Raw genomic sequence first — 24,330 nt, forward strand, 5'->3', positions numbered from 1 at the left:
GGCGATCCTTCGAGGAGCACCGCCGTGTACGACAACGCCGACGACGGCCACAAGGAGACCGCACACGACCAGGCCGACGAGTGGTCCGCGACCAGGTTTACTCCCGAAGCGACTTCCAGTGGCTAGCTGTCCATGCAGCTCTATGTAGCGCAACGAGACGTTCTCGCTCGGGGGACTGCACCGAGAAGGCATCCATCACACGTCCGAGAACAGCCGGCGTGGGCAAGAAGCGTCCGCTGAGGTAGTCGATCAGCACGTCGGGGTCCACACCGATGGCCCTAGCAAGATCAGTCAGAACCCACCCGTTTCGCGCCTTGGTCAGCGCCATGGCGAAGATCGCCGCTTCCTCTGTTTCCCCTAGCCGCCCTGTGCTCTTAGTCGTTTTCACGGGCTGGGTGGACCCGCTGCTGGAGCGCAGCTCGATGAGCTGATCCTCAACGGCGTTGCGGGCCACGAGCCACTCGCCGATGGCCGTTCTACCGCGAGCATCCCAGGCTGCCACCAGGGCACACAGCGTGTTGGTGGAAGCGAGGCGGGTTCCGTTCAAAGCAGCGTAGATGGCTGTCCTACTCGTTCTCCAAGGCGACGTGAGGGCGATCTGAGTCGGACTGAGCTGCTCAGCTTCATCGGAGCTCCCGGTCCTCGCGATGGCATCCGCCTGCAGGCGGCGCAGTCGAATCGCGAACTGCCCTAACGGATGCTGACGGTCGATGGGCCGACGATGATTTGGCATGCCTCCGCGCCCCTTCCGAAGTCCCAAGTCCCACTTGATCCCGGATGGTTCAAGTCTTGCAGATGGTCAGACGTGCCTGTGCTGCCATGAGAAAGGCCCGCCGGGGGCGTCCAAACACACCGGCGGGCCTTCAGATCTCACCTGTCGAAGGGGACCTAATGACCAACCGTACGCGCATCCGAAAGCCTGCACAGCCCAAGGCGGAGCAGGTGGAAGTGCCCGAGGCGAAGGGGGAACGACTGGCGGGCCAGGCGGTCAATGGAGCATTCGCTGGCGCGGTACGTGCCGTCGTCGATTGGGCGATCCGGGCTCTGACCGACCACTGACTCGCCTCCGAACAGGACTCTGCGCTGATACCACGGGTCGAAGGCGGAGTCCTCTAACCAGGCTGCGAGACTTCGTCAGTGAGCACCATGCGCCGCCCGCTCGGGCACGGGCCAGCCCCCGCCGTTGAGGACCAAGAGCAGCGCACCGTGCGCGGGCGCACGGCTGCCGAGCGGGCAGCCAAGGGGACCGCACCGGCCGTCCCACCCCGGGCCGCTGTCCCAACGGCCCGCCGGGCTCTTGGTACTGGGCGCCTCGCCTGATCCGGCGGCATGGGCAGCATACATGAACACAGGTCAGCCCCTGTTGGTCCCATTGGACCCAACAGGGGCTGACCGCTGCCTGCTCGGTCAGGCGGTCTTGTCGGCGAGCGTGGCCGCCTTCTCCTTGTCGTCGTGCTCGCGGAGCATCCGCATGATGGTGGGCGGGGAAGGGTGCTGGCCCTTCTTGGTGCCGCTGGTGATGACGAGCCGGGCCGACTTGTCGCGCAGGCTTACCCCCTCGGCGCGCAGTTGGAGGGCCATGGCGAGCATGTCGGAGTTGGTCACCGTTGGGCCGCCGATCGTCTTGCCGCGGTTGCGGGCGGACCCGTGGCCCTCCAGGGTGCGGTCGCGGATGTACTCGCGTTCCATGCCGGACAGCGCGGCCAGCACATTGAAGACGACGCCCGAGGGGTCGTGGGAGCCCTGGAGCTCTCACTGTGCTAACGAGCAGGATCGTTCCTTACCGCTAACCACGTCCTGATTGATCCCCGAGGCCGTTGATGGGGCACTAGGCCCGGAGGTATCCCCAGGTAGTCGGGCCGACGATGCCATCGACCCGAATGCCTTCCGCAGTCTGGAAGCGCTTCACGGCGTACTCCGTGGCCGCTCCGAAGTAGCCGTCTACACCGGTAGAGCCCACCGAGTAGCCGTGCCAGATCAGCAGCGCCTGGAGCTCCTTCACCTTCGCACCGGAGTCGCCGCGATCCGTGTAGGCGTTGCTGAGGTCGTAGCCGCAGTACAGCCCGTAGTCGACGGTGCCTCGGCAGCTCACCGCCACCGCGGCCGGCGCTTGGGCGGAGGTGGATGCGGCCAGAGCGGCACTGGCGGAGCCGACCGAGAGCAGAGCCGCGCCCAGTACGGCGGACGAGATGCGCTGACGCAAGTACAAGTCCTTCGAACGGGGCGGGGCAGCCCGCCGCTGGATTGGCTGAGCGCGAACATATCCCTGTACTGGCCATCAAGGCAGAGCGCACCAGGGTGCACGGGGAGCGCACGAAGCCCGGCCAGAAGCATCCGGCGCGAGGGATACAACTTCAGAGAGCCCCGCGGCGTGAAGCAACTGCATGCCTTCGCCGGCCCCGGACCCCCGCTTCCCCGGTACCGCCCGGCGGTCAAGTCGTTGGTGGCACTTGCCGTTCGCGCCGGTCGGCACCGGTGCCTGGGCCTCCTGTGCGGGCTGAGGTCCAGGCACCGGGAGGGGGGCGAGGCAGGGGGCCAGCCGCGGGTGGGCGGCCTCGGTACTAGCGGGCTCGCGTATTCAACCGTCGCCAGTTCTCCACGGTGACCATCCCGATGGCACCGCTCGGTAATCCTCGAATGCGACCGGCGAGGGCTCCCTCTACAGCTGGGGAAGGGTGAGGGCCGATTGCCCGGCACGCAGTTCGTCTGGGGACTAAAGACTACGCGGATGATGCTCACCGTGGCAGGGCTTTCGTGCGACGGTGCCGGGGCGGCGGACGCGAGCGGTACCGGACCAGGAGGCAACCGCCCGAGCTGCGACGGCAACACCGATTCACTATCCTGAAATAGGGCGCACATTGCAAGTGCCGCGGCTTCTTCCCTCCGGCGGTGTTCGATTAGCGCAGCCTACTTCCCGTCCCAGTTGGGATTCACGCGTCAGGAGTCATCGTGGTGACCCGAGTTTGGTATCCGTTCTCCATTTTTGACGTTTCCACCCGAGGCGACAGTCGCTTTAAGACTGTTCACTTGCCTCAGCTCGCTGACGTCTCAACACGAGAAGACACCGGTAAATCACATGTATGGCTGGCCGCTAAGGACGGAACACTCTGGGCATATGGGGGCCCACCTTGGGGTGCTACCGAGGGGGGGCAAGTACCCATCCCTGCCCCCATTGCTCGAATGGCCGTAGCCCTTAACGACACGCTTTACGCCGTCACCGCTGATGGGCGACTTTGGGGGAGATCCTCGAACGGCGATTGGAAGAGGGCAACGGTTACGGCTGGCATCGAGCCAATAAGTGACGTTGCTGTCCATCAGGGGGCTGTATACGTCCTTGGTCATGCGGATGGGGCGATCTACAAGACAACAAACGGCCGCGACTGGAGGTGGGCGGGCTTCGCCATAGCGCCATTGAAACGACTGGCTGGACGCAACAACGGCGGGATGTGGGGAATTTCCAAAGATGGATATCTCTGGCCGGCAAGTGGCACCGACGCCTTCGGAGCGGCAGCAAGCATGCCCGGGGTCACGTTTGACGAGATATCGGTCAGTGTGGAAGGGGTGGCATGGCTTGTTGGGAGCGACGGATCGCTGTGGACCACCACCGACGGCGCAACGTACCTCAAGCAGGGTGACGGGTTCAGTAGTGTTGCTGCCGGGCGATACCAACTCATCTGGGCCGTGAAGAAGGAGGGCACCTTGTGGTGTTATACGCCAGAGATTTCTGGGCCTCCGCCCCCATCTCCGCCTCCGCCTGCATCTCCGCCTCCACCTCCGCCTCCAACCCCTGAAACCGTCCGGCCATCCATACGTGTATCCACTAGCGGATCTGGCGAGAGCACTGTATTCAGGGTGGAAGGAGGCGACTTCTTGAAAAGTGTAGATGTCACCATTCGCGCGGTACGCTTTGGTGAAGACGGCAGCCACTATCCGTACTGGTGGCTCACAAGGTCATCGGTTGGAGGAGGGATAGATTTCTCCATCCCAATCCCGTGCGCGAGCGGAATCGTGATTCACTTCTCTGCCAATGATGGACGCAACGATCCTGACGATAGGACTAATAGGTTCTGGAGCAACACAGTTCCTGCCGGATGCCCGTAGCCGTCGGGTCCTGGGCCATCGGCCGATGGCAGCGGTCAGCGGGGTTCCTCGTACTCATGGACCAGGTCTCTGTACTCCAAGTCGTGCACCACATCGCCGGCACCTGGTAGCAGGCGTCACAAAAAGCTTCACCGGCCTTGGTACTGGTGGGCTCGGCATCCTGTCGAGACGCTGGCGGTGGGGTGAAAGGTACCGCTGTTCCGTTGTTCCCCGAGGCCGAGGCCGAGGCCGTCGAGTCGCTGCGGTATCGGTGCGGCGGGCCGTGGCAGGCCGGCCCGATCTAGGATGATCTGGGCTTAGCGGTGGCGAGCGCGATCCACTGTCGCAGGGCCTCGGCAGCGGCCTGGTCCCGGGTGGGGTGTGCGGGCAGTGTGGAGGAGTGGATGGAGCCTGCGGCCCAGCCGTTCCATCCGGAGCGGCGTCCGGCCTTGTAGGCGGGCTCGACGTGGCCGAGGACAGTGCCGCTTTCGGTTACGACCTCGTAGTGGCGGGTCTCGCGGTCCCGGAGTACGAGGTGTGCGCCGGCAATGAACTCGCGGGCCTTCTTCTGGGACATCGGCCGCTTCGGCTCGGCGAATTCGGTCATCGGGCGCTCACCTCCGGCGCGCCCGAGCCGGCGGCTTCGCGCAGGGTGGCGACGCTGATCCGGAAGGTGTCGTGCTGGGAGCCGTCCTCGGTGATCTTCAGCAGGGCCGTACGTGTGTGCTCGGGGCGGTCGTACAGGGTCTGGGGGCGCTCGGGGTCGGGGTGGGGGAGCACGGCGAAGGCCAGGGCTTGGGCGAAGACGTCCGGGCCGGTGCCGCCGTAGCCCCAGGTGATGTCGTCGAAGGTGTAGCGGGGGTCGGTGGGCAGGATGTCGCAGCGGCCGTCCGGCAGCAGGACGAAGGCGGTCATGTTGCCAGGGGTCGCCAGGATCTCGGCGTTGTCGGGGTACGGCGTGCTCGGCAGCGCCCTGGGGCGTTCGAGGGCAAGGGCGCCGGTGGTGGGGTTGTGCAGGACCATGCGGCCGTACGGGTCGTAGCCGGTGCGGAGGTCTTCGCGGTCCTTCTCCCAGACGTGGCCGAGGAGGGCGGCTTTGCGGTGGGCGTCGCCGGCCGCGGGTCCCCACCAGGAGATGGTGGCGAGGTAGGCGTGTTCGGCGTCGCCAAGCGTGGAGACGGCGTGCGGCGAGGGGCCGGGGTCGTCGATGAGGGAGGGGTCCAGCAGGTGGCGGACGCTGACGAGTTCCGGTTCCGCGGCGGCGAGGGCTTGGAGCAGGGCCGGGTCCGTGTGCTCGCTGTTGGTCTCGGCCTGGTCGGACAGTGCGGAGGCGAGCGTGCGCACGGTGGTCAGGGCGCGGTAGACCGCGCCTGCGGACAGCTGGTCATCGGGCATGTCGGCGTAGCGCGCGAGGAGGGCGCCTTCGGCCTGGCTCGGCTGGTGGAACTGCCGCTCGGCCAGGGTTGAGCCCGGGTCCTGGGTGGCGCTCAGGCGCTGGTAGTCCTCGGCGGCGCCGAGCGCGTCGGGTACGAGGACGCGTACGGCGATGCCGAGGGCTTCGGCGGTGCGGGCGGCATCGGCGTGGCCTTCCGCGACCAGCAGGGGGAGGGCGGGGAGACCGGGGCGGTCCTCGGCTCCGCCGAGCAGGGCCTGGCGGTAGCTGTGCAGCGAGGTCATGTGGAGGAGCTGGGTGCGCAGCTGGCGGGGGTCGAAGTCGACGACGGCGGGGCGCTGTCCGGCCGCGAGCGCCGTGACGACGGCGGCCGTGTAGGTGCCGGGCGGGTAGTCGAGGTCCGGCTCGCTGCCCAGGACGCGGGTGAAGTCGGTGCGCTCGACCTTCTGCCAGACCGGCTGCTCGAACTCGCCGGTCCACGCGTCACGGCTGCCGCGACGCAGCAGGGTGTCGAGCAGTCCGCCGGATCCGCCAGCGCGGGGGAAGGCGAAGGAGACGTAGTCGATGCTCAGGTCCGGGCGGGGGAAGCCGCGGGGCCAGAAGTCGAACCACCAGGCGGTGCGGGCCTCGCCGACGCTGAGGTACTGGGCGGCGATGCTGCGGGCCACGGTCTCGGCGGAGTTGACGATGATGCCGTGCGATTCGGCGATGGCTCCGTAGAGCACGACCGTGCGCCGGGTTCCGGCGACGGGGCCGCGCCAGATCCGTACATGCACGCGGGGCGCCTCGGCGAACCAGACGCCGGGCACCGTGAGGACCTCGTCGACGTCCAGCCGCAGCGGTGCGTCCGGGACTGGGATCTTCTCCCAGTTCGGGGTGGCCAGCCGCCCGTCGGCCGGGTCGTTGCCGGCCAGCGCGAGTTCGATGTCGGCGGCCCGCCACAGGCGGGTGTTGCCGGAGCGGCCGAGCGGCTGAGGCAGCTGGCCGTTGTCCACGAGCTGGTCGACGCGCTGGCGGCTCACCCCGAGCCGCTTGGCGATCTGGGGACTGGTGTAGAACTCGTCCAGACTCAGGTCACCCCCTCCTTCCTGACTCTCGGCGCAAGCGAACACCGAACTGAATACCTGTCAGGCAATACCCCGTCCCACGACCACTTGCAGTACCGCAAGGGCATTCCGAGAGTGATTGCATTGATGCACTTCACGCGGCCGCCGAGATGCACATAGGCAAGACACTGATGGACGCCCGTTCAGACGACTTAGGCAAATACACAGGATAATTATTGCAATCAGGTGAATCACCCGACATGCCGGGCTCAGAGGTTGCCCGCTCGCCCCGGTCGACGCTCTCGACTTTCCGGCGCGACCCCCGAGCCCTGTGGCCGGAGCACGCGCGCAAGTTGTACGACTACCTCGTCGCCATCTACGGCGGGGACGACCTCCTGCCGACGCTTGCCGCGGCCTGGATCGCTCACCAGCGGTCGGCCAACACGCAGAAGTCCTACGCCCGAGGCTTCCGCGTCTTCGAGGAGTTCGCCCGGAACCATGGCGAGCACCCGATGGCCGTGAAGTTCGTCCTCGCCGACACCTTCCGGATGTACCTGGAGACCACTCCGACGTGGGTCCGGGTCAAGGGCGGCTGGCGGGGGGAGATGGCCCGTACCGGCAAGCCGTACGCGGATGCCTCGCGGAAGAACGCCCTGTCCGCGGCCTCCAGCTTCTTCGTCTACCTCGACAAGGTCAGCGACGACGGGGTGAAGAACCCGTTCGACGCGGTCCAGCGGCCCTACATCGACCCCACCTATTCGCCCACGCCCGGGTACACCGAGGCGGAGTGGGCCCGCTTCGTGGCCGTCGCCCGCGACGAGCACCGCGTCGCGGCCTACCGCAAGCGCGCGTACGCCCTGCTGCTGATGCTCTACACGTGCTGCCTGCGCATCGACTCCCTCCTCAACGCCCGCGTGGAAGACCTCGGCTACGACAAGGGTCACCGCGTGCTGCTCCTGGAGAAGGTCAAGGGCGGCGGCCGGAAGAAGAAGCCGATCCCGCCGGCGGCGTGGGACGCGCTGATGGAGTACCTCGACGGCCGTACCACCGGCTGGCTGTTCTGCACTGCCACCGGCGGCCAGCTAGACGAACCGGCCGTCTGGCGACTCCTCCAGTCACTGGCCAAGCGCGCTGGGCTCCCGCTGCGTGGGCCGCACGGCGTGAAGGGTGACGCCGTCACCCATGCCCTGGCGAAGCCGGACGCCCGGCCGGACAAGGTGCAGCAGTGGGCTGACCACAAGGACCCCCGCACGACCCAGCTTTACAACCGACGCCGGGAACTCCTCGACGACAGCCCCGGCTACGGCCTCGGCGCCGATCTCGCCGGCGCACTGGCGCGCGACACCAACTGAGCCCCGCATCGCCTCCTCGGACAACGCGCTGAGGCGGCGGGTGGCGCGGGTGGCCCTGCCGGGCCGGCCGGCTGCCGCCGCGGCGTCCCGGCGCTGTGCGCTCTCGCCCCGCGGGCGCGTTCCAACGGACACCGTGACACATTTCGATTCCATCGAACCGGTACCGCCGAAGAAATTCTGCGGGACCGTGAATTTCTCCGCTTTCGACTGTTCCGGCATCCCGATGTTGGATATCGTTCCTCGTGTTAAACCCTTGGGGTAGCGCTGCTGTGCTGTCTTTCGGGGCGCCGTCGACGCGGCGTGCCGAAAGCCCGCGACTTGTGGGCCTACCCGAGGGAAAGGAGGGGTGCCGTGAGGAACCCCGATGAGGAGGACAGCGGCTCGCCGCGCCGCTACCGGCTGCGGCGAGTGGGAGCTCGGATCCGGCTGTCGGCACGTCGTGCCGTGCCGGTGGTGGCCCTGCTGTACTACTCTGTGCGGCTCGTCCGCACGCTCCTGGGGTAGCCGACCGGACGTGGTAGAGACACGTCCGGGCGGCTGGTCCCGGGTGGGCCCGTCGCGGTGAAGGTTCCGCGGCGGGTCTTTGACGTGCACGTTTGCAGCGCCGCAGTCCGGATGTTTCGTGAGTTACGTGACACACGATACTGCACCACCCCACCCTAGTACACAGATCTATGCGCTACTTAGATGCGGAATTACCGCCGGACTGCTTCCGGTAAATCAGGCGGCATTGGAGTCGCCGACAGTGCACGGAATGCTGCGATCATTAGACGGCGCACCAAGCTGAAACTGGTCCGTGAGTGGTCGGATCTGGCCCGCATGCCACATACCAATTTTCGTATGCGGCCTGCCACAGCCGCCGGGGTGGAGCCGCGCACGGGCGCGGCCCGCCTGAGCAGCCCTGAACGTTTAAGGGATGGTGGGGACCGCGGGCGCGTGAAGGGGGATGCGAAGCGCTGGCGGCGGGCCGCTTGCTCAGCCCGAGGGCGTTGCCGAACGGGCCCACGACAGCCCTGTCCATGGGCCCGCGGCCGACGTCGCCTAGGCGCCGGCCGACGGAACCGACTGAACCCTCCGCCTGGTCTGGCAGCCCGGATCTGCGATAAAAGCGCAGCTCAGAGTTTTGCTGCATGGCACTCCACGTTGCGCCCGTACTGGGCTCGCCGCTGTCACGCGAACGTGTGCAGCAACCGGCCGACGACGAGTGTGAAATCCCGCCAATGTTCTCCCCGGTCTAGACGGGGCGCCTCGAGCGGCGGCATGCTCAGTGGAGACCTGGGAGAACCGGGCATGAATCCCTCGGAAGGCTTCATGGAGATCATCATCAGGGGTGCGAGCGAGGAGTTCGCCGAGAAGCTCGTCGCGCTGGCTGCGCAGCACCATGCGGAGCTGTCCATCAGCACCGTCCGCCCGGGCTGGACCGTCGACCGCGCCGAGCGCTACCTCCGGGACCTGACCGCCGGCTCGCGGCGGATGGCCGAGATGGTCATTGTCGACGGCGACGGCTACCTCGACGCCGACCACCTCCGCTGGGTGATCGGCAAGCTCAACGGCCCGTCCAACGGCTTGACCCGGGCCGTCCCGCGCGGCGTGCGCAAGGGCTGGTGGCCGGAGGGCACCCCGGCGCCCATCACCCCCGTCTCCGACCCCAACAACCCGTCCTGGCACCAGAACATCGCCTACCGGATGGACCAGGAGCTCCTCCCCGTCTTCCGCGAGGCGCTCACCCGCATCGCGGAGGGCAAGCAGGCCGACGGTGAGGAGGAGCAGCCGTGACCGTGTCTGATGCCCTGCCCGAGATCCGCTTCGCCGTCGTCACCGACCCGGACCGACGGCACGCCTTCTTCTGGGCGGCCCCTGCCGAGTCCTTCGACGGTCTGCTGGCCGCCTGGAACCGCGAGGACGACCTGACCGCGGCGCCGTTCGAGTTCACCGACCCGCAGCTCGTCGCGGAGACGCGGGCTTGGGTCGCCGAGACCCAGCGGGAGACCGGCCGCCCCGCGACCGTGATGGTCTGCTCGATCGAGAACGGCCAGTGGGTGAACTGGAACCTCGCCGGCCTTCCCCACCCGCTCCTCCCCACCTTCTGACGAGAGGTCACCGTGAGCACACCCGGCAACGGCATCTCCATCACGCACGCGCTGGAGCCGCACGACTGGTCGAACGAGGAGACGGCTGCCTACGAGGCGGCGATCGAGGCGGTGAACGGCGCGGTCGGCGCCTACAGCGCCCGCATCGCCGCCGAGGAGGCCAAGCCCCATCCGGACCCGGCGGTCATCCAGGAGGCCCGCGCGGCCCAGACCCGGCTCGCCCGCGAGCGCGAGGCGCTGTGCTCCAGCGATCGGAAGCAGATCGCCGAGGCCCGGCAGCACTACGCGCAGCTCGCCCGCGAGGTCCGGGACGGCGCCGCGTGATCGACCCGGCCGAAGTCGCTCGGCACCGGTTACCGGAAGCGGAGAACCGGCGGATCTTCCGCGAGCGGATTGTCCCCGACCTCCTCGCCGGACGTGCGCCTCAGCAGGCCCCCACCGTGGTCTTCCTCGTCGGCCAGCCCGGCGCCGGCAAGAGCCGGGTGACCGAGATGGTCGCGTCCGCCCTCGCCCAGCACGGCGGATTCGCGGACATCGACAGCGACCTCTACAAGCCCTACCACCCGGCCTACGACGAGCTGATGGCACGGGACGACACCCTCATGGCCGCCTACACCCGGGCCGACGGCCGGGCGTGGATGGCGCAGGCCGAGGCGTACGTCCGCGCCCACGGGCTCCACTCGATCATCCAGGAGACCTCGCAGAACGCCCAGGCCGTGGAGGACAAGATGCGGCCTACCGGCAGGCCGGCGCCCGGGTCGAGGGTCTGTTCATGGGCGTGCCGAAGGCGCTGAGCGACCAGGGCATCGTCAACCGGTACTTCGAGCAGCTCGCCGACCGGGGCCAGGGCCGGCTGACCGTCCAGGCCAACGCCGACGAGTCCTTCGCAGGCATCCTCGACCTGGCCGAATGCGTCGACCGGGGCACCCTGGTCGACATGGCGAGCGTCTACCGCCGCGGCGAGAGCAAGCCCCGCTACACCAACACCCCCGACGGCTCCGGACAGTGGACCGCGCCCCCAGCCCTTCGCGAGAGTATCGAGACCGAACGCATCCGCCGCCTCACACCGACCGAAGGCAAGGCCTTCGTCGACACCCAGCTGCGGCTGCGCGAGACCAGCCGCGGCCTCGGCGCCGAGTGGCCGCAGCGGCTGGCCCGGATCGAGCAGAACGCGCTCCCGATCCTGCTCCCTGCCGACGTCCAGCGCCTCACCCCGGCGGCACGCCCCTCCGCTGCGGCGGCACGCCCCTCCGCTGCGGCGGCCCGGTCCCGCAGCACCACCACCGCCCGGAAGCCGGACGGACCGACGCGCGGCCCCGCCCAGGACCCCGGCCGCCCGCAGGCGCCGGGCCGCGAGGCACCGCGCCGGCGGCCGCGCAGGTAGCACGCTTCAGCTGGGGCGCTGGACGAAAAGCCGCGCCGGGGCTCCCCGTCCCGTACGACCTCGCCGGCGCGTTGACGCCCGAGGCCGACTAAGCGACGGAGAGCCCGGCACCTGGCCTACGGCGATCACCCGAGCTCAGGCAGCTCCTCGGTGCGGTGACAGTCCCCGCCATGGCCCTGCGGCCCCCTCGCCGGGGCCTGTCCAACGCGTCGGCCTGATCACGATCGGCCGTGCGAGCGCCACTACCCGGCGAGTGCGCCGCGCAACTGTTCCAGGCCAGTGAGCAATGCCGGGTCCACTGGGGGTGCCCCGTCGGCAGCGAGCTGCTGGCACACTCGGAGCATGGATCCGTCAGCACACGCCGGGCCCACCATGGCGACGCCTCCGCCGTCGGGCAGCTCCACCATGAACGATGCGCAGTTGTCGAACACGGGACGGCCGCACGTTGAGCAGAGGTGGAAGCCCATCACCCGCTCCGGCTGCGGTTCTTCCACGTTGAACCGCCCCGGGTTCGGTAGAGATCTCAGATTGTGGTTGTGACCTGGGGTTTCGTGGTTGTCAGGTAGTAGTTGGTCTCGTACTCGACGGGCGGGACGTGGCCTATCTCACCGTGCAGGCGTCGGTGGCAGTACCAGTCGACCCACTCGGCGGTGGCCAGCTCGACCTGGGAAAGCCCCTTCCAGGGCCGCTGTGGCTTGATCAGCTCGGTTTTGAACAGGCCGATCGTGCTCTCCATCAGAGCGTTGTCGTACGCGTCGCCGACGGAGCCGATCGAGGCCGCGATACCGGCCGCATCCAGGTGTTCGGCCAGCTTGAAACTGGTGTATTGGCTGCCCGCATCGTTGTGATGTATCAACTCGCCGCGAACGTGGGGGTGTTCATCGCGGTCGCGCTGCCACAGCGCCATCTCCAGAGCGTCCAGGACGAGCTGGGTCTCCTTCGACGTGGCGGCGGACCAGCCGACGATACGGCGGGAGAAGGTGTCCACGACGAAAGCGACGTAGACGACGCCGGCCCAGGTCGCCACGTACGTGAAATCCGCGACCCAGCAGCGGTTCGGCGCGGTGGCGACGAAGTCGCGGTCCACCCGGTCCGGTGCCCACTCGGCCTGCTGGTCCGGGATCGTGGTGATGACCTTCTTGCCGCGGACGGCGCCGGCGATGCCCAGCTCGCGCATCAGGCACTCGACGGTGCAGCGGGCCACCGCGTGACCCTGCCGGTTCAGCTCCCGCCAGACCTTCCGGGCCCCGTAGACGCGGTAGTTGTCGGTGTGGACCTGGCGGATCAGCTCCTTGAGTTCCGTGTCCCGCACGGTACGGGCTGACGGAGCGGCTAGTCGTTTCTTGTGGGCGTAGTAGGTGGAAGGGGCGATCTTGCAGTCGTGCCCGGTGAGCGTCCTGCAGATCGGCTCGACGCCGCCGAAGCGGTCCCGGTGCTCGTCGATGAACGCTACGAGCGCGTGTGTGGCCGGTCGAGCTCGGCCGCGAAGAAACTCGCAGCCGCCTTGAGGATCTCGTTTGCCCGCTTCAGCTCGGCGATCTCCTTCCTCATCGCCTTGATCTGGGCCGATTCCTCCGTCGTCGTCCCCGGACGCGTCCCCGCATCGCCCTCATGCTGCTTCAGCCAGTTCCGCAGCGTCTCGCGGGAACCGATGCCGAGCTTGTCCGTGACCGCCTGCAGGGCGGCCGTCTCGTTCGGGTAGTCGCCGCGCACCTCGGCGACCATGCGCACCGCACGACGGCGGAGCTCAAGCGGGTAACGGGAAGGTCGTGCCATGACCCGATCCTTTCATGAAATCGAGTCTCCATTCGAGCCGGGGCGGTTCAACCGGCGACCTGCCCGCACCGCCTGTCGACAACATCGCGAAGCTGCGGCCACGCCCGGCCCGTATCCTGCCCGACGCATGAGCCCCGCCTACAAGACACCCGAAGAGCGTGATCGCTGGCACAAACGGACCTGCGCCCGCTGCGAACGGCACGGCTGGTTCGCCGCCCGCTGGCCCGATGGTCACGTCTGCCGCACCTGCCACGACAAGGCCCTGCGCGTCCGTGGTCAGTGTCCAGCCTGCGGCGACGAGCCTGTCCTGCCCGGTCTACGGCCCGACGACGGGGCTCTGATCTGCCCGGACTGCGCGGGCTTCGTGATGTCCTACCGCTGCTCCCGTTGCGAGCGGGAGGGCAAGCTGCACGGCGGCCGGCTCTGCACCCGCTGCACCCTCACCGACAGACTCGGTGAACTCCTCGACGACGGCACCGGCCGCATCCGGCCCGCGCTCCTCCCACTCGCCGAGTCGCTCCTCAACGCAGACAACCCGGTATCCATCCTGAACGGGCTCCACATGCGCAAGGGCAAGATCAGCGCCCCTGACGACCTGCTGCGGCGTCTGGGGCGGGGCGAGATCGAGCTGACCCATGAGGCGTTTCACACTCTCCAGCCCTGGCGGGCCGCCGCCCACCTGCGCGAACTCCTCATGGCCTGCGGTGTCCTCCCCGCCGTCGACAAGCGGCTCTGCCTGTTCGAGAGCTGGCTGGTCGGCCACCTCGCCGCTATCACCGAGCCCGAACATGCCCAGATCATCCGCCGGTTCGCGACCTGGAACGTCCTGTCGAAACTCCGGACTGCCGCCGGCCGCAGACCTCTCACACCGGGCAGCCAGACATATGCCACGGGCCAGGTCAAGCACGCGACAGCCTTCCTGAACTGGCTCAGAGTTCACGATCTGACCCTCACCACATGCCGTCAGGCCGACATCGACCGCTGGCACGTCGAACACAACGAGCACAACCGGAGCACCGTCCAGCCCTTCCTGCTGTGGTGCCAGACCACCAAACTCACCCGACGCTTCCGGCTGCCGCCTCCGCAGGCCCGCCGGGCGGCCCCGCTCTCTCACCGCGACCGCCTGAGCCTCCTCGGCCGGCTTCTCACCGACGACAGCCTGCCGCTGCGGAGCCGAGTCGCCGCGATCATCATCCTGCTCTACGCGGAGCCTTGCAGCCGTGTCGTCCGCCTGACCATCGACGACGTCGCCCACGACAACGGCCAGGTCCTGCTTCGTCTCGGCGAACCCGCCTCTCCGGTACCCGCGCCGTTCGCCGAACTGCTCCTGATCTGGATCAACAACCGCGACAACATGAACACCGCGACCAATCGAGAATCCCGCTGGCTCTTCCCTGGCCGTCGCGCCGGCCAGCCGCTACACCCCAACGGCCTCTCCGGCCAGCTCAACAACCTCGGCATTCCCACAACCGCCGCCCGGACCGCAGCGATCCGCCAGCAAGTCCTGGGGATGCCCGCCCCGGTCGTCGCGGACGCTCTCGGCTACCACAACAAGACCACCACTCGCCTGCTCAACGAGACCGGCGGAACGTGGAGCCGATACGCCGCTGGAGATCACACACGATCACCAGCAGGCTAGGGATGGCCTTGCTCTAGCGGAGGCGGGCGAGCAAGTGGGCGTCGAGGAATCCCCGCTCAGAGGCCGGGTCGTGGAGCAGCCGGGCGAACGGGACGAGCCCGGCCAGGGCCAGCAGCTCGGCGAACCGGTCCGCCGGCCAGCTATAGGCGGGCGTGACCTTGTGGTCGAAGCGGACCGGCTCGGGCCCGTCGGTCGCGAAGAACGAGGCCAGGAGCAGGCCCCCTGGTGCCAGGACACGTGCCTGCTCGGCGAGCAGCGCGGGTAGTTCCCCAGGAGGGGTGTGGATCATTGAGTAATGGGCCAGCACGCCCCCGAGCGCGCCGTCCTCGACTGGCAGGGCCTCCATCCGCGCCTCGTCGAACTGCAGCGCCGGATGGGCCCGCCGGGCGTGGTCGACCATGGCTGGGGAGAGGTCAAGCCCGAAGGCGTCCAGGCCCAGGTCATGCAGCATGGCCGTCAGATGTCCGGGCCCGCAGCCGACATCGGCTGCCCGCAGGTTCCCCGTCCCCCGCACCAGCTCGGCAAAGATGCCGATCATGTTCCGCGAGAACGGCTGCGTCTCCAGCCGATCAGCGAACATCGACGCATACAGCTCGACGACCCCGTTGTAGGCCGCCCTGGTCTCGTCCTGGTGCTCCACCACGCGAATGAAGTTAACACCCGTCGTCCGCAGCCGTCCTCCCGCCCCGTACCGAATCCCGCACCTTCGCGGCGGACGCTCTCGGCTACCACGACAAGACCACCAACCGGCTCCGCAACGAGGCCGGTGGGACCTGGAGCCGATACGCCACTGGCGACCTCAGTCGGTCACCAGATGGCTGGGTTCCTCGGGGAACCGGCGACAGTTGATTACGAGAGCCCACCAGTATCAGACCCCTGGTCACGGCTGCCCGTCCCGGGTGGGCAGCCCCGTCAGGCGGCCGTCCACGACACCAGCTCCCTCGCGCCGGGCCCGCTCCGACAGCCCGCCCAGTTCCCTGGGCGTGAGGCCCGCCAGGGCACGGACATCGCGGTTGAGATGCGCCTGATCGTAGTAGCCGCAGGCTGCGGAGAGTTCGCCCAGCGAGCGAAAGGAGCCCGGCGGCATGGTCAGGACGCGCTGGAAGCGCAGCACCCGGATCGCGGACTGCGGCGGCAGCCCGATCTGCTCCCGGAACAACGCCTGCAGACGCCTGCGTCCGCGGCCGGTCTCCGCGACCAGGTCCCGCAGGTGCATCCCACCGTGACGTGCGCGCAGCCTGTGCCACGCCTCCGCGACCACCGGCGACGGTGACGGACCGGCCGTCAGCCGCCGGCACAGTGCCTCGTCCAGGATCGTCCAGCGGGTGCCCCAGTCCGGGGCGAGGGCCAGACGCTCCGTCAGCGCCGACGTCCACCGGACGCCCAGCACGTCTTCGGCCGCGACCTGTGTTTCGGACAGCCCGGCGAGCGGCACACCGAGACACGCGTAGGCGCCCAGCGGTGTGAAATCCACCTCGACCGCATGTCCGGTCCCCGGGTAGGCGCCCAGGACGGCCGAGGTCCGCAGCCCCACCAGGACCGAGTGCCATACACCGTTCCCCAGCGCCCCGTTGGTCCCTGCCGCACGCAGGTGCACCGGCTCGCCCCAGCCGAGTATCAGGGTCACGGTGGCGGCCGGCACGTTGAGCCGGGCGAGCCCGCCCCCTGGGGTCCGGTACCCCCGGAACTTCACCACCCGGCCGCGCAAACAGGCCGGAGCAGGCCGCTCGACACTTCCCATCTCATCGGCCCCCGTCACCCGCGTCCCCCCCCTGCCCAGGCAGCGCACAACCCGAACCGACCAGCCCGGCAACGAGGTGCGCGTTCGTACAAGACGGGCGACCGGACCCCACGGCAGTCTGGAGCGACGACGCGCCGCCGGTGAAGGCGAGGACAAGCCAAGAGACGGGCAGGGCCGTGACCCGCCGATGGCCGGAGCGCGTGCCATGGACGAGGACGAGGGGAAATAGCATGACCACTCCGTTACTCCGCACGCACCGCAAGGCGGCCCTGGCCGCGGCCGGCGCGCTCCTGCTGAGCGGGCTCGCCGTCGCCCCCGCAGCAGCAGCGTCGGGGCCGGCCGGCACGACGTCCGGGTGCGCCACGCTCGCGAGTCAGGGCTATGGCTGGGCCCACATCAAGAACTCCTGCGGCTGGCGCATCACGGCGACCGTGTCCGTCGACTGGGCGTGGGACCCGACCTGCATCCCGATCAACGCGGGCCGTACGGCGACGATCCACTGGGACGGCGCGAACGGCCGCGCCGACTACGCCTACGAGTGCTGACGCGCGGCTCCCGCTCCTCACTGCGCTGACCGCCGTGCGTCCGGTCGCGGACCGGACGCACGGCGGCTCCCGGTACAGGCCGGGAGCCGGGGTCGGGTCCGTCAATCGAACGGTGTAACCAGGGTGTTCGAGGTTGCTGACGTGCTGCGGAGAGGCGGCCGTCGAAGGTGATGTCGAAGGCGTTCAGGGCGGTCTTCCAGCGCATGGTCTAGCGGGCCTGGCCCTTCCCGGTGGGGTCGAGGGACATGATCGCCATGTAGACGCATTTCAAGGCGGCGGTCTCGTTCGGGAAGTGCCCGCGGGCCTTGACCGCCCGCCGGATCCTGGCGTTCACGGACTCGATCGCGTTCGTGGTGCAGACGATGCGGCGGATCTCGGTGTCGAACCGCAGGAAGGGGGTGAACTTCTCCCAGGCGTTCTCCCAGAGCCGGACGATCGCCGGATACTTCCTGCCCCAGGCGTCGGCGAACTCCGCAAACCGCTCGAATGCGGCCTCTTCGGTCGCGGCGGTGTAGACCGGCTTGCCAGGGCGACGTAGACAGGTTGGCGACGGCTCCGTCACGGATCTTCACGTGGATCGCATCGATGAACACCACCGGATAGCGGCTTGAGTTCTATCGGTGGTTGCGAACGCCTCAGACGGAAGGTGTTCGGATGCCGAAGTACGCCCCCAACAAGATGCCGACCTTCGTGAAGAAGAGGTACTTTGAGCTGCTGAGAGGGGGATACAAGGGTGTCAATCCCCTCGGACTGTGGAGATCTTCTAAGCGGCCAGCTCCAAGGCGGAGCTGGCCCGGTGGTCGTGCTCGTAGTCGATCGGACTCTGGTAGCCGCACACGCTGTGTAGTCGTCGGGTGTTGTAGAAGCTGGTGATCCAGGTCACGATCCTCAGCCGGGCCTCGGTGCGAGTGGCGAACGTGTGGCGGTATACGTACTCGACCTTGAGCACGCTGTTGAACGCCTCGCTGACGGCATTGTCGAAACACGACCCGACGCGACCCATGGACTGCGTCACACCCAGGCGCCGGCAGGCCCGCTGGAAGCGCCTGGACTGGTACTCGCTGCCCCTGTCGCTGTGGAAGATCACGCCCCGGACGTCGCCGCCCCGGGTGGCCGCGGCCATGTTCAAGGACGCGACGACCAGCTCCGCGTCGTGACGCTCGCCCATCGCGTAGCCGAGCAGACGGCGCGAGAACAGATCGATGACGGTGGCCAGGTAGAGCTTGCCCTCACCGGTGGTGATCTCGGTCATGTCGCCGCACCACACCTGGTCCGGAGCGTCCGCGGTGAAGTCCCGCCGCAGGAAGTCCGGGGCCGCCGGCCGTTTGCCGGGCCGGGTCAGCCCCCGCCGGTGGCGGACCCTCCGTCCCGCCAGTCCGAGTTCGGCCATCAGACGGGCGACGGTGTTCACCGAGACCCGCCAGCCCGCGCGGACCAGAAGAAGCCAGACCTTCGGGGAACCGTAGGTGCCGCCCGAGTCCTCGAAGATTCCCGTGATCGCTTCGGCCAGCCGTCCCCGCCGGATCTCACGCGCGGTAGTGGGCTTGTCGCGCCACTTGTAGAACCAGGACTCCGATACCCCCACAACCTGGCAGGCCAGCCGGTGCGGGACGCGGTGCTCGGTCCTCTGGTTACCGATGAGCTCGGCCAGGGTGGCCGGGTCCGTGCCGGTCACTTCACCCAGAGGACCATGCATCGCTTGAGGACATCGCGCTCCATCTCCAGCTCGCGTATCCGCTTGTTCTTCTCCGACATCTCCCGCCGCAGCCGCTCCAGCTCGGCACGCTCGGCCTCGCGCATCCGTCCACCTTGCGCGGGCTTGGCCGGCCGGTCGGACGACGCCGACCCGTTACGCCGCCACCGCGACACCCAGCTGTGCAGCGTGCCGGAGTGCACGCCGAGCTCGTCGCGACCTCCGGGATCGGCCTGCCCCTCTCGATCACTATGCGTACAGCACCCTCACGGAACTCAGGCGTATACGTCCGTTGCTTGGACCCCATGAACACCAACTTCCCCTGCAATCACGGACTCCACGCTACGAGGGGAGGGACACGCCGACGGACTACTCTGGCTCGACAGCCTCCGCCCGACGCGTCGACCCAACGACTCGTGCGGTTGGCCAAGATCCGCTGGCGGGTCGAGCACGACTACCGCGAGATGAAGCACGGCCTGGGCCTCGCTCACTTCGAACGCCGCACATGGCGCGGCTGGCACCACCACGGCACCCGCGTCACCGCCGCCCACGCCTTCCTCACCCTCCGACGCCTCGCAACCCGTACGTCAAGGGCGGCCGAGTGCACACGACGCGGATGCCGCTGGTCCGCAGTGGCGTACTTCGGCGCGGTCGGGTGGGGCCGTCTGCGCGTCCTCTATACGAGAGCAGGCGTCAAAGAGCAGGCAGTGAGCCGCTCCCAGGCGGCGGTGAGATGGGCGTCAGTGAACATGCGTTGCTTGCGAGGAGTCCACTGCTTCACGTAGGCGGCTGTCTCGGCAAACGTCGCGCCATGGGACGCCAAGGCCTGGGACGCGAACAGGAGCGTGCCAAGGAGCTCCATGCCGTACGGGTGCTCGTAGCCATCAACCAAATGTTCGAGACGCTGCAAGGCGGTCTGGAAATCCGCATCGCCTCGGAGGAGCTGTGCACCGCTTGCCACCGCCTCGGGCTCAGGGACAAGCGGAGCGGACGCTCCTATGGTGCCGTCCCCGTATCCGCTGATGTAGTGGCCTTCCAGCGACGCAACGGCCCGGTCCAGGTCAGGCGAGTAGGGGCCGTAGTGCCCCTTGCTGAAGCGCAGCCCGAGACTGAATCCGACGCACTGGAGCAAGTAAACGAGCTTGTGGGCTTCGAGGAGGGTTGCCCGGCGGTCCACGATGAATCCGGACGCCAAGCCGCGTGAGATGTAGCAGTCCAGAGCAACGAGGAAGGCTGCTCGCTCGCGGTTGAGTTCCGGAGCGTTTTGGTTGTTCGGCATGGACGTAGCAGGCGGGGCACCGTGTGGGGCGTAGACCCTCACTTCCACGTCGGGAAGGTCGGCCAGCGCCGCCAGGATCAGCGGGTGAACCTGGTCCCAGGGCAGGCCGCCGTTCCCACAGCCCAAGGGGGGCACAGCGATGCTCTCGATCTCAAGGTCAACGATGACCTTGCGCAGATCCTGGAGGCCTTGCTCCACGTCCTCCAAGCGCGAGGGTGACCGCCAGTGCCGCTTCGTCGGAAAGTTGATGATGTAGCGGGGGGCAGTCAAGGTGTTGCGGGCGTGGACATGCATCCGTCCAGGGTGGACCTCGCCCGCCGCACAGGCTTCCGCGTACGCGTGAAAATTGTCGGGATATGCGCGTTTGAACTGCAGGGCAATGCCCTTACCCATGACACCGACGGTGTTGACGGTGTTCACCAGCGCATCGACTTCAGCAGTGAGGAGGTTGCCCTCCGCATAGACGATCACGGTTGTCTCCCTCCTCAGGCGATCGGCTCTTCCTCAGTAATACCAATCAGGTCTGACATCCACGGCAGCACAGGCACCGTATGCCCGCAGCGTCGCCCGGACAGTCTGGGCACATGCGGCGCCCCGTACGGCCAGCTGAGTGATGGCCTCGACCGGCACCCGCTCGTGCACGAGGAACTCGGCCATCCGCCGCCGCATGCGGTCAGGGTCCTCGACGGTATTGTTCCACCGCTCTTGCCCCATCACCTGCCAGTCGACGTGTGTACTGAGCAGGGAGACGTCGTTCTCGATGACCGTGATATCGGCGGCACAGTTTCCGTCACTGAACACACTGGTACACCCCGAGGCAGCCAGGGTCCGCGGCGTGGTCACCAGATAGACCAGGCGGTCCTGACCGTCCGCGTAGTGAGGCACCCCACCTTTGTTGATCTTGTACAGCATGGGCGACCGAGGAGCGAAGTAGAACGGCACGTAGTCGGCAACGACGCCACCTGGGTAAGGATCGACCTTGCGTGACCGCCGCCGCTCCTTGATGTCCAGATCACCGCACTCCACCCTGAGAGTGCGTTCCTTTCGCACGATGCGGTCACAGTGGAGGAACCCTTGCTCAAGAACACTGGGCAGGTTGCTTGCATGCGTGAAGTGGTAGATCGGGCGTTCCTGAGGAGGCGGCAGCACGTCCGGAGACTATCCGATCACACTACTGCCGCCACCTCAAATGCCTGTATTCCAGAAGGAACTGACGCAGTGCCGCCAATCCGCGCACGGCAATCGCGCCGTGGCACTCCGCTCGGAGGCACCGCGGCCATGCCGCTCTACTGGGACTTGACAGGTCAGGTGGCTGCATGCGCGGTTTAGGGCCCCGCGTCTGGATGGAGCGGTCAGGACAGGGTGGTCGGTCGGCGAGGAGGCGGCACAGCTCGGAGCACCTCCCACAGAGGCCGTCAGCCGGAAGCCCAGGCTGCGAGGGTGTGACGGTCGACCACGTGAAGATGCTGATGCTCGGCAAAGGCCAGGCCTGACTCGGCCGTTCGTCACCAGGACCGCGACGTCCGCGCCGTGCACTCGGCGGGCGGTGCCGTTGAGAACCTGCAGGTCTGGGGTTCCTACCGCCAAGCCGGCGAGTCCGTTGCAGCGGTGCTTGCACTGGATCGCCCAGCGCCGTCCGTAGGGGTCGGTGGCCTTCACGTCGGCGCCCGGATCGCCGCGGCCTCCGACGCGGGGCCGCGTCCGTCACCCAGCTCATCCCACTGCTTCAGGCCGTGCCTTCGGTGCGGGGCAAGCGCGGCCTGCCGCGGCGCCGTCCCGGCATCGCGCCCGGCGACCGTGGCTACGACCACGACACGTACCGACGCCTCGTCCGCGCGCTCGGCGTGAAACCGCTGAGCGCGCGATACGGCACCAGTCGGCCCCGCGGGGCGCCCGGCCCGCACTGCGCGGGCCGGGTGCGACCCCGCGGAGGCCGGGGTCGTGCGGGCGGGCGCAGGAGAGCAGTGGGCGTGCCGATGGCGAAGGTCAGGCCATGGTCCCCTGGTTGATGCTTGTGTCCTGCAGGCGGCAGTAGATGTCGGTGCTACCGGCAAGGGGCTGGACCAGGGGGCCCTCTGCGTCGCCTTCGGGGGCCTCGGTGGCGGGCAGCCGGAAGTCGATCGTCCCCAGGCTCGTGTACGGAGCACCCCCGGTCGGGGAGCCGTCGGTGTTCATGCCGGAAGCGGGCGGCGGGAAGCTGTCCATGCGCCCTTCCCACCGTCCCTCGGCCGCGGAGACGAAGCTGAAAGGGCCCGGCATATCACCGCATTTTTCGAAGGTCAGTCGCCAGTTCTGGTGCCAGCTGTCCACCGCGCCTCCGCCGCTGTCGACGTGGACGACCCCGCCGCCGATGGCGTCCTCCTCCGGAATCCGGGCCGTGATCTTCCCGAACAGGGGGTGGGCGGCTTCGAGTACGGCCGACACGGTCGCGTACTCGATGCGGCCCGGGCTGGCGGAAGTGACCTTCAAGGTCCGCGCGCCGATGAAGTTGAGGGTGGGCAACGGCGGCGGAAGGTCCACGACCAAAGTGGCACCGAAGGCGTTCATGCCCAAGGTGATGGTCTGCCCGACTGCGGGCAGGTCCGCAGCCCTCGCCGAGGCGGCGGTACCGAGGAAACCGATACCCCCCGCCGCGGCGGCTGCGCCGAGCAGGCGGCGCCGACTCAAGAACGTTGTCATCCCCGCATTGTGGATCTGCAAGGGCAGCGCCTGGCTGAGCCACAGGCACGCGTCCACCTAACGTGTGGTGCGCTCGCTTGCGCTTCGTCGACGCCGGCTACGGCAGCAGCCGCATCCTGACGACGACCGGCGGAGTTCGTACGGATCACTGGCAGCCGTCGGCGGGAGGTGCCGGCAGCGCGGAGCTTCCGGAATCGGGCCCGCCGAGGGTGATCGCCCCGGAGGGGCACATGCCGGCGGCCATGCGGGCAGCCGTGAGGCGGGTCTCGGCCGGCTCGGCCCGGAGCAGGACCACCAGGCCCTCCTCGGCGTCCTGGTCGAAGACGTCCGGGGCGGTCAGGGCACACATCCCGGCGCCGATGCACCGCCCGCGGTCGACGCGCAGGCGGGCCGTGCTCATGCCGCGTCCCAGGTGACCGGGAGACTCTTGACCCCGTAGATGTCCGCGCTCTCCGGCCGCAGGCGGACCTCGTCGGCCGGTACGGCCAAGCGCAGCGTGGGGAAGCGTTCGATCAGGGCACGGAACGCCACCCGCATCTCGGTGCGGGCCAACTGCTGGCCCAGGCACTGGTGGATGCCGTGGCTGAACGCCAGGTGCCCTTCGTGCGGCCGCCGGATGTCGAGGGTGCCGGGGGCGGTGAAACGCGCAGGATCGCGGTTGGCGGTGTTGAGCGACAGGACCACCGTCGTGCTGGCCTCGATGGTCTGTCCGCCGACCTCGACGTCCTCCAGCGCCGTGCGGTTGAAGGTCTTGGCGACGCTCAGGTACCGCAGCAGTTCTTCAACCGCGCCGTCGATCAGCGCCGGTTCGGCGCGCAGTGCGGCCAGTTGCTCCGGGTGCTGCAGGAGGGCGAAGGTACCGAGCGACAGCATGTTCGCAGTGGTGTCGAAGCCCGCGGCGAGCAGGAGGAGGCTGATTCCTTTCAGTTCCTCGTCGGTGAGATCGCTGCCGGTGAGCTCGCTCAGCACGTCGTCGGTGGGGTGTGCGCGCTTGGTGGCCACCAGCCGGGCGAGGTAGCCCTGGGTCGCGGTGTAGGCGGCCATCACCTCCTCGTCGCTCGCCTCCCCGCCCATGAACGTGTCGATCTGTTCCTGGAAGTGCGCCCGGTCCCCGTAGGGCACGCCCAGGATCTCGCAGATCACCATGGTGGGGATCGGCTTGGCGAACGCGGTCACCAGGTCCGCCGAAGGCCCGGCCTGCTCCATGGCGTCGAGGCGGTCGGCGGTGATCTGCTCGATGCGCTCGGTCAGCATGCGCATCCGCCGCACGGTGAACCTGCCCACCAGCGGCTTGCGGTAGCGGCTGTGCTGCGGGTCGTCCATCAGAAGGAACTCACCGGGCGGCGCCGGCGGGAGTTCGAAGTCGACGACGCTCATCAGTTCCCTGCGCGAGCTGAACCGCGGGTCCGCCAGGACCGACCTGACCAGGTCGTACCCGGTGATCAGCCAGCCGGGCTTTCCGCCGGGGTGGGTGAAACGGCTGATCGGGGAGTGCCGTTGGGCGTCGATCAGCTCTGCCGGCGGATCGAACGGGCAGCCCGGCCGGCGCTCCGTCGGCATCGCCTCGACCGTGTGAACGGACTCGTTCATCGCTCGCTCCTCGTCTCGCGGTATGACGCGTTTGATCGATGTC

25 protein-coding genes and 3 pseudogenes are annotated in these 24,330 nt (G+C 68.2%); 11 read left to right on the top strand and 17 right to left on the bottom strand.

Annotation, left to right across the window (positions count from 1 at the left end; genetic code table 11):
- Positions 1-97: 97 nt before the first annotated feature.
- Positions 98-547: a helix-turn-helix domain-containing protein gene (locus C0216_RS33765; RefSeq protein WP_162793396.1), complete on the bottom strand. Its 450-nt coding sequence runs from the start codon at positions 545-547 to the stop codon at positions 98-100.
- A gap of 344 nt (positions 548-891) precedes the next feature.
- Between C0216_RS33765 and C0216_RS33770 the strand changes: the two genes are divergently transcribed.
- Positions 892-1,059: a hypothetical protein gene (locus tag C0216_RS33770; protein WP_162793397.1), complete on the top strand. Its 168-nt coding sequence runs from the start codon at positions 892-894 to the stop codon at positions 1,057-1,059.
- A gap of 348 nt (positions 1,060-1,407) precedes the next feature.
- Here the strand turns inward: C0216_RS33770 and C0216_RS33090 are convergent, their stop codons facing one another.
- From C0216_RS33090 to C0216_RS33105, 4 genes are all read right to left on the bottom strand, one after another.
- A complete protein-coding gene (locus C0216_RS33090; protein WP_246043036.1) occupies positions 1,408-1,689 on the bottom strand; it encodes a hypothetical protein in 282 nt (93 codons plus the stop codon).
- A gap of 139 nt (positions 1,690-1,828) precedes the next feature.
- Positions 1,829-2,209: a peptidoglycan-binding domain-containing protein gene (locus C0216_RS33095; RefSeq protein WP_246043037.1), complete on the bottom strand. Its 381-nt coding sequence runs from the start codon at positions 2,207-2,209 to the stop codon at positions 1,829-1,831.
- Positions 2,210-4,381: 2,172 nt separating this feature from the next.
- Positions 4,382-4,687 carry a hypothetical protein gene (locus C0216_RS33100; protein WP_114059449.1) on the bottom strand — a complete coding sequence of 102 codons (306 nt, stop codon included), beginning with the start codon at positions 4,685-4,687 and terminating at the stop codon, positions 4,382-4,384.
- Positions 4,684-6,585: a helix-turn-helix domain-containing protein gene (locus C0216_RS33105; RefSeq protein WP_114059450.1), complete on the bottom strand. Its 1,902-nt coding sequence runs from the start codon at positions 6,583-6,585 to the stop codon at positions 4,684-4,686. Before C0216_RS33105 ends, C0216_RS33100 begins: the two co-directional genes overlap by 4 nt.
- A 194-nt stretch (positions 6,586-6,779) precedes the next feature.
- On the opposite strand from C0216_RS33105, the gene C0216_RS33110 reads away from it, so the two are divergent.
- From C0216_RS33110 to C0216_RS33130, 7 genes are all read left to right on the top strand, one after another.
- Positions 6,780-7,871, top strand: coding sequence for a tyrosine-type recombinase/integrase (locus C0216_RS33110; RefSeq protein ID WP_114059451.1), 1,092 nt, complete (start codon positions 6,780-6,782; stop codon positions 7,869-7,871).
- Positions 7,872-8,222: 351 nt separating this feature from the next.
- Positions 8,223-8,375, top strand: a complete 153-nt coding sequence (locus C0216_RS33775; protein ID WP_162793398.1) for a hypothetical protein — start codon at positions 8,223-8,225, stop codon at positions 8,373-8,375.
- 786 nt (positions 8,376-9,161) lie between these two features.
- Complete coding sequence (locus tag C0216_RS33115; protein WP_246043038.1) at positions 9,162-9,647, top strand: hypothetical protein; 486 nt, start codon at positions 9,162-9,164, stop codon at positions 9,645-9,647.
- Complete coding sequence (locus C0216_RS33120) at positions 9,644-9,961, top strand: hypothetical protein (RefSeq protein WP_114059452.1); 318 nt, start codon at positions 9,644-9,646, stop codon at positions 9,959-9,961. The genes C0216_RS33115 and C0216_RS33120 overlap by 4 nt, the downstream gene beginning before the upstream one ends.
- A 12-nt stretch (positions 9,962-9,973) precedes the next feature.
- Positions 9,974-10,285: a hypothetical protein gene (locus tag C0216_RS33125; RefSeq protein WP_114059453.1), complete on the top strand. Its 312-nt coding sequence runs from the start codon at positions 9,974-9,976 to the stop codon at positions 10,283-10,285.
- Positions 10,282-10,755: a zeta toxin family protein gene (locus C0216_RS35180; protein WP_281277983.1), complete on the top strand. Its 474-nt coding sequence runs from the start codon at positions 10,282-10,284 to the stop codon at positions 10,753-10,755. The genes C0216_RS33125 and C0216_RS35180 overlap by 4 nt, the downstream gene beginning before the upstream one ends.
- The gene (locus C0216_RS33130) at positions 10,734-11,345 is read left to right on the top strand and encodes a hypothetical protein (RefSeq protein ID WP_281277984.1); all 612 of its coding nucleotides are present in this window, start codon (positions 10,734-10,736) and stop codon (positions 11,343-11,345) included. The genes C0216_RS35180 and C0216_RS33130 overlap by 22 nt, the downstream gene beginning before the upstream one ends.
- A 523-nt stretch (positions 11,346-11,868) precedes the next feature.
- On the opposite strand, the gene C0216_RS33140 is transcribed toward C0216_RS33130, so the two are convergent.
- A protein-coding gene (locus tag C0216_RS33140) for an IS3 family transposase (protein WP_428985507.1) occupies positions 11,869-13,121 on the bottom strand; the annotation gives its coding sequence in 2 pieces (ribosomal slippage) (positions 11,869-12,839 and positions 12,839-13,121; 1,254 coding nt in all).
- A gap of 127 nt (positions 13,122-13,248) precedes the next feature.
- On the opposite strand from C0216_RS33140, the gene C0216_RS33150 reads away from it, so the two are divergent.
- Positions 13,249-14,760, top strand: a complete 1,512-nt coding sequence (locus C0216_RS33150) for a hypothetical protein (RefSeq protein ID WP_114059455.1) — start codon at positions 13,249-13,251, stop codon at positions 14,758-14,760.
- 13 nt (positions 14,761-14,773) lie between these two features.
- On the opposite strand, the gene C0216_RS33155 is transcribed toward C0216_RS33150, so the two are convergent.
- Positions 14,774-15,403: a class I SAM-dependent methyltransferase gene (locus C0216_RS33155; protein WP_114059456.1), complete on the bottom strand. Its 630-nt coding sequence runs from the start codon at positions 15,401-15,403 to the stop codon at positions 14,774-14,776.
- Between the two features lie 237 nt (positions 15,404-15,640).
- Positions 15,641-16,387 (bottom strand): helix-turn-helix domain-containing protein, encoded by a 747-nt coding sequence (locus C0216_RS33160; RefSeq protein WP_162793399.1) that lies wholly within the window; start codon positions 16,385-16,387, stop codon positions 15,641-15,643.
- A gap of 344 nt (positions 16,388-16,731) precedes the next feature.
- Between C0216_RS33160 and C0216_RS33165 the strand changes: the two genes are divergently transcribed.
- Positions 16,732-17,046, top strand: a complete 315-nt coding sequence (locus C0216_RS33165) for a hypothetical protein (protein ID WP_114059458.1) — start codon at positions 16,732-16,734, stop codon at positions 17,044-17,046.
- 142 nt (positions 17,047-17,188) lie between these two features.
- On the opposite strand, the pseudogene C0216_RS33170 reads toward C0216_RS33165, so the two are convergent.
- The 3 genes and pseudogenes from C0216_RS33170 to C0216_RS35185 all read right to left on the bottom strand — a co-directional run.
- Positions 17,189-17,584, bottom strand: a pseudogene (locus tag C0216_RS33170) (transposase); the annotation flags it as partial.
- Positions 17,585-17,809: 225 nt separating this feature from the next.
- Positions 17,810-18,721, bottom strand: coding sequence for an IS3 family transposase (locus C0216_RS33175; protein ID WP_246043040.1), 912 nt, complete (start codon positions 18,719-18,721; stop codon positions 17,810-17,812).
- Complete coding sequence (locus C0216_RS35185) at positions 18,718-18,846, bottom strand: hypothetical protein (RefSeq protein ID WP_281277985.1); 129 nt, start codon at positions 18,844-18,846, stop codon at positions 18,718-18,720. The genes C0216_RS33175 and C0216_RS35185 overlap by 4 nt, the downstream gene beginning before the upstream one ends.
- 239 nt (positions 18,847-19,085) lie before the next feature.
- Here C0216_RS35185 and C0216_RS33185 point away from each other — a divergent pair.
- Positions 19,086-19,335: pseudogene (locus tag C0216_RS33185) on the top strand (transposase); the annotation flags it as partial.
- Positions 19,336-19,415: 80 nt separating this feature from the next.
- Here the strand turns inward: C0216_RS33185 and darG are convergent.
- From darG to C0216_RS33215, 6 genes and pseudogenes are all read right to left on the bottom strand, one after another.
- Positions 19,416-20,489, bottom strand: a complete 1,074-nt coding sequence (darG, locus tag C0216_RS33190) for a type II toxin-antitoxin system antitoxin DNA ADP-ribosyl glycohydrolase DarG (protein ID WP_114059460.1) — start codon at positions 20,487-20,489, stop codon at positions 19,416-19,418.
- A 33-nt stretch (positions 20,490-20,522) separates the two neighbouring features.
- Positions 20,523-21,167: a type II toxin-antitoxin system toxin DNA ADP-ribosyl transferase DarT gene (gene darT / locus C0216_RS33195; protein ID WP_114059461.1), complete on the bottom strand. Its 645-nt coding sequence runs from the start codon at positions 21,165-21,167 to the stop codon at positions 20,523-20,525.
- Between the two features lie 203 nt (positions 21,168-21,370).
- Positions 21,371-21,710: pseudogene (locus tag C0216_RS33200) on the bottom strand (restriction endonuclease); the annotation flags it as partial.
- 294 nt (positions 21,711-22,004) lie between these two features.
- Positions 22,005-22,754 carry a hypothetical protein gene (locus C0216_RS33205; RefSeq protein WP_114059462.1) on the bottom strand — a complete coding sequence of 250 codons (750 nt, stop codon included), beginning with the start codon at positions 22,752-22,754 and terminating at the stop codon, positions 22,005-22,007.
- A gap of 88 nt (positions 22,755-22,842) precedes the next feature.
- Positions 22,843-23,097 (bottom strand): ferredoxin, encoded by a 255-nt coding sequence (locus C0216_RS33210; RefSeq protein WP_114059463.1) that lies wholly within the window; start codon positions 23,095-23,097, stop codon positions 22,843-22,845.
- Positions 23,094-24,287: a cytochrome P450 gene (locus C0216_RS33215; protein ID WP_114059464.1), complete on the bottom strand. Its 1,194-nt coding sequence runs from the start codon at positions 24,285-24,287 to the stop codon at positions 23,094-23,096. Before C0216_RS33215 ends, C0216_RS33210 begins: the two co-directional genes overlap by 4 nt.
- Positions 24,288-24,330 lie beyond the last annotated feature (43 nt).

Source organism: Streptomyces globosus (assembly GCF_003325375.1).
GTDB classification, from domain to species: domain Bacteria; phylum Actinomycetota; class Actinomycetes; order Streptomycetales; family Streptomycetaceae; genus Streptomyces; species Streptomyces globosus_A.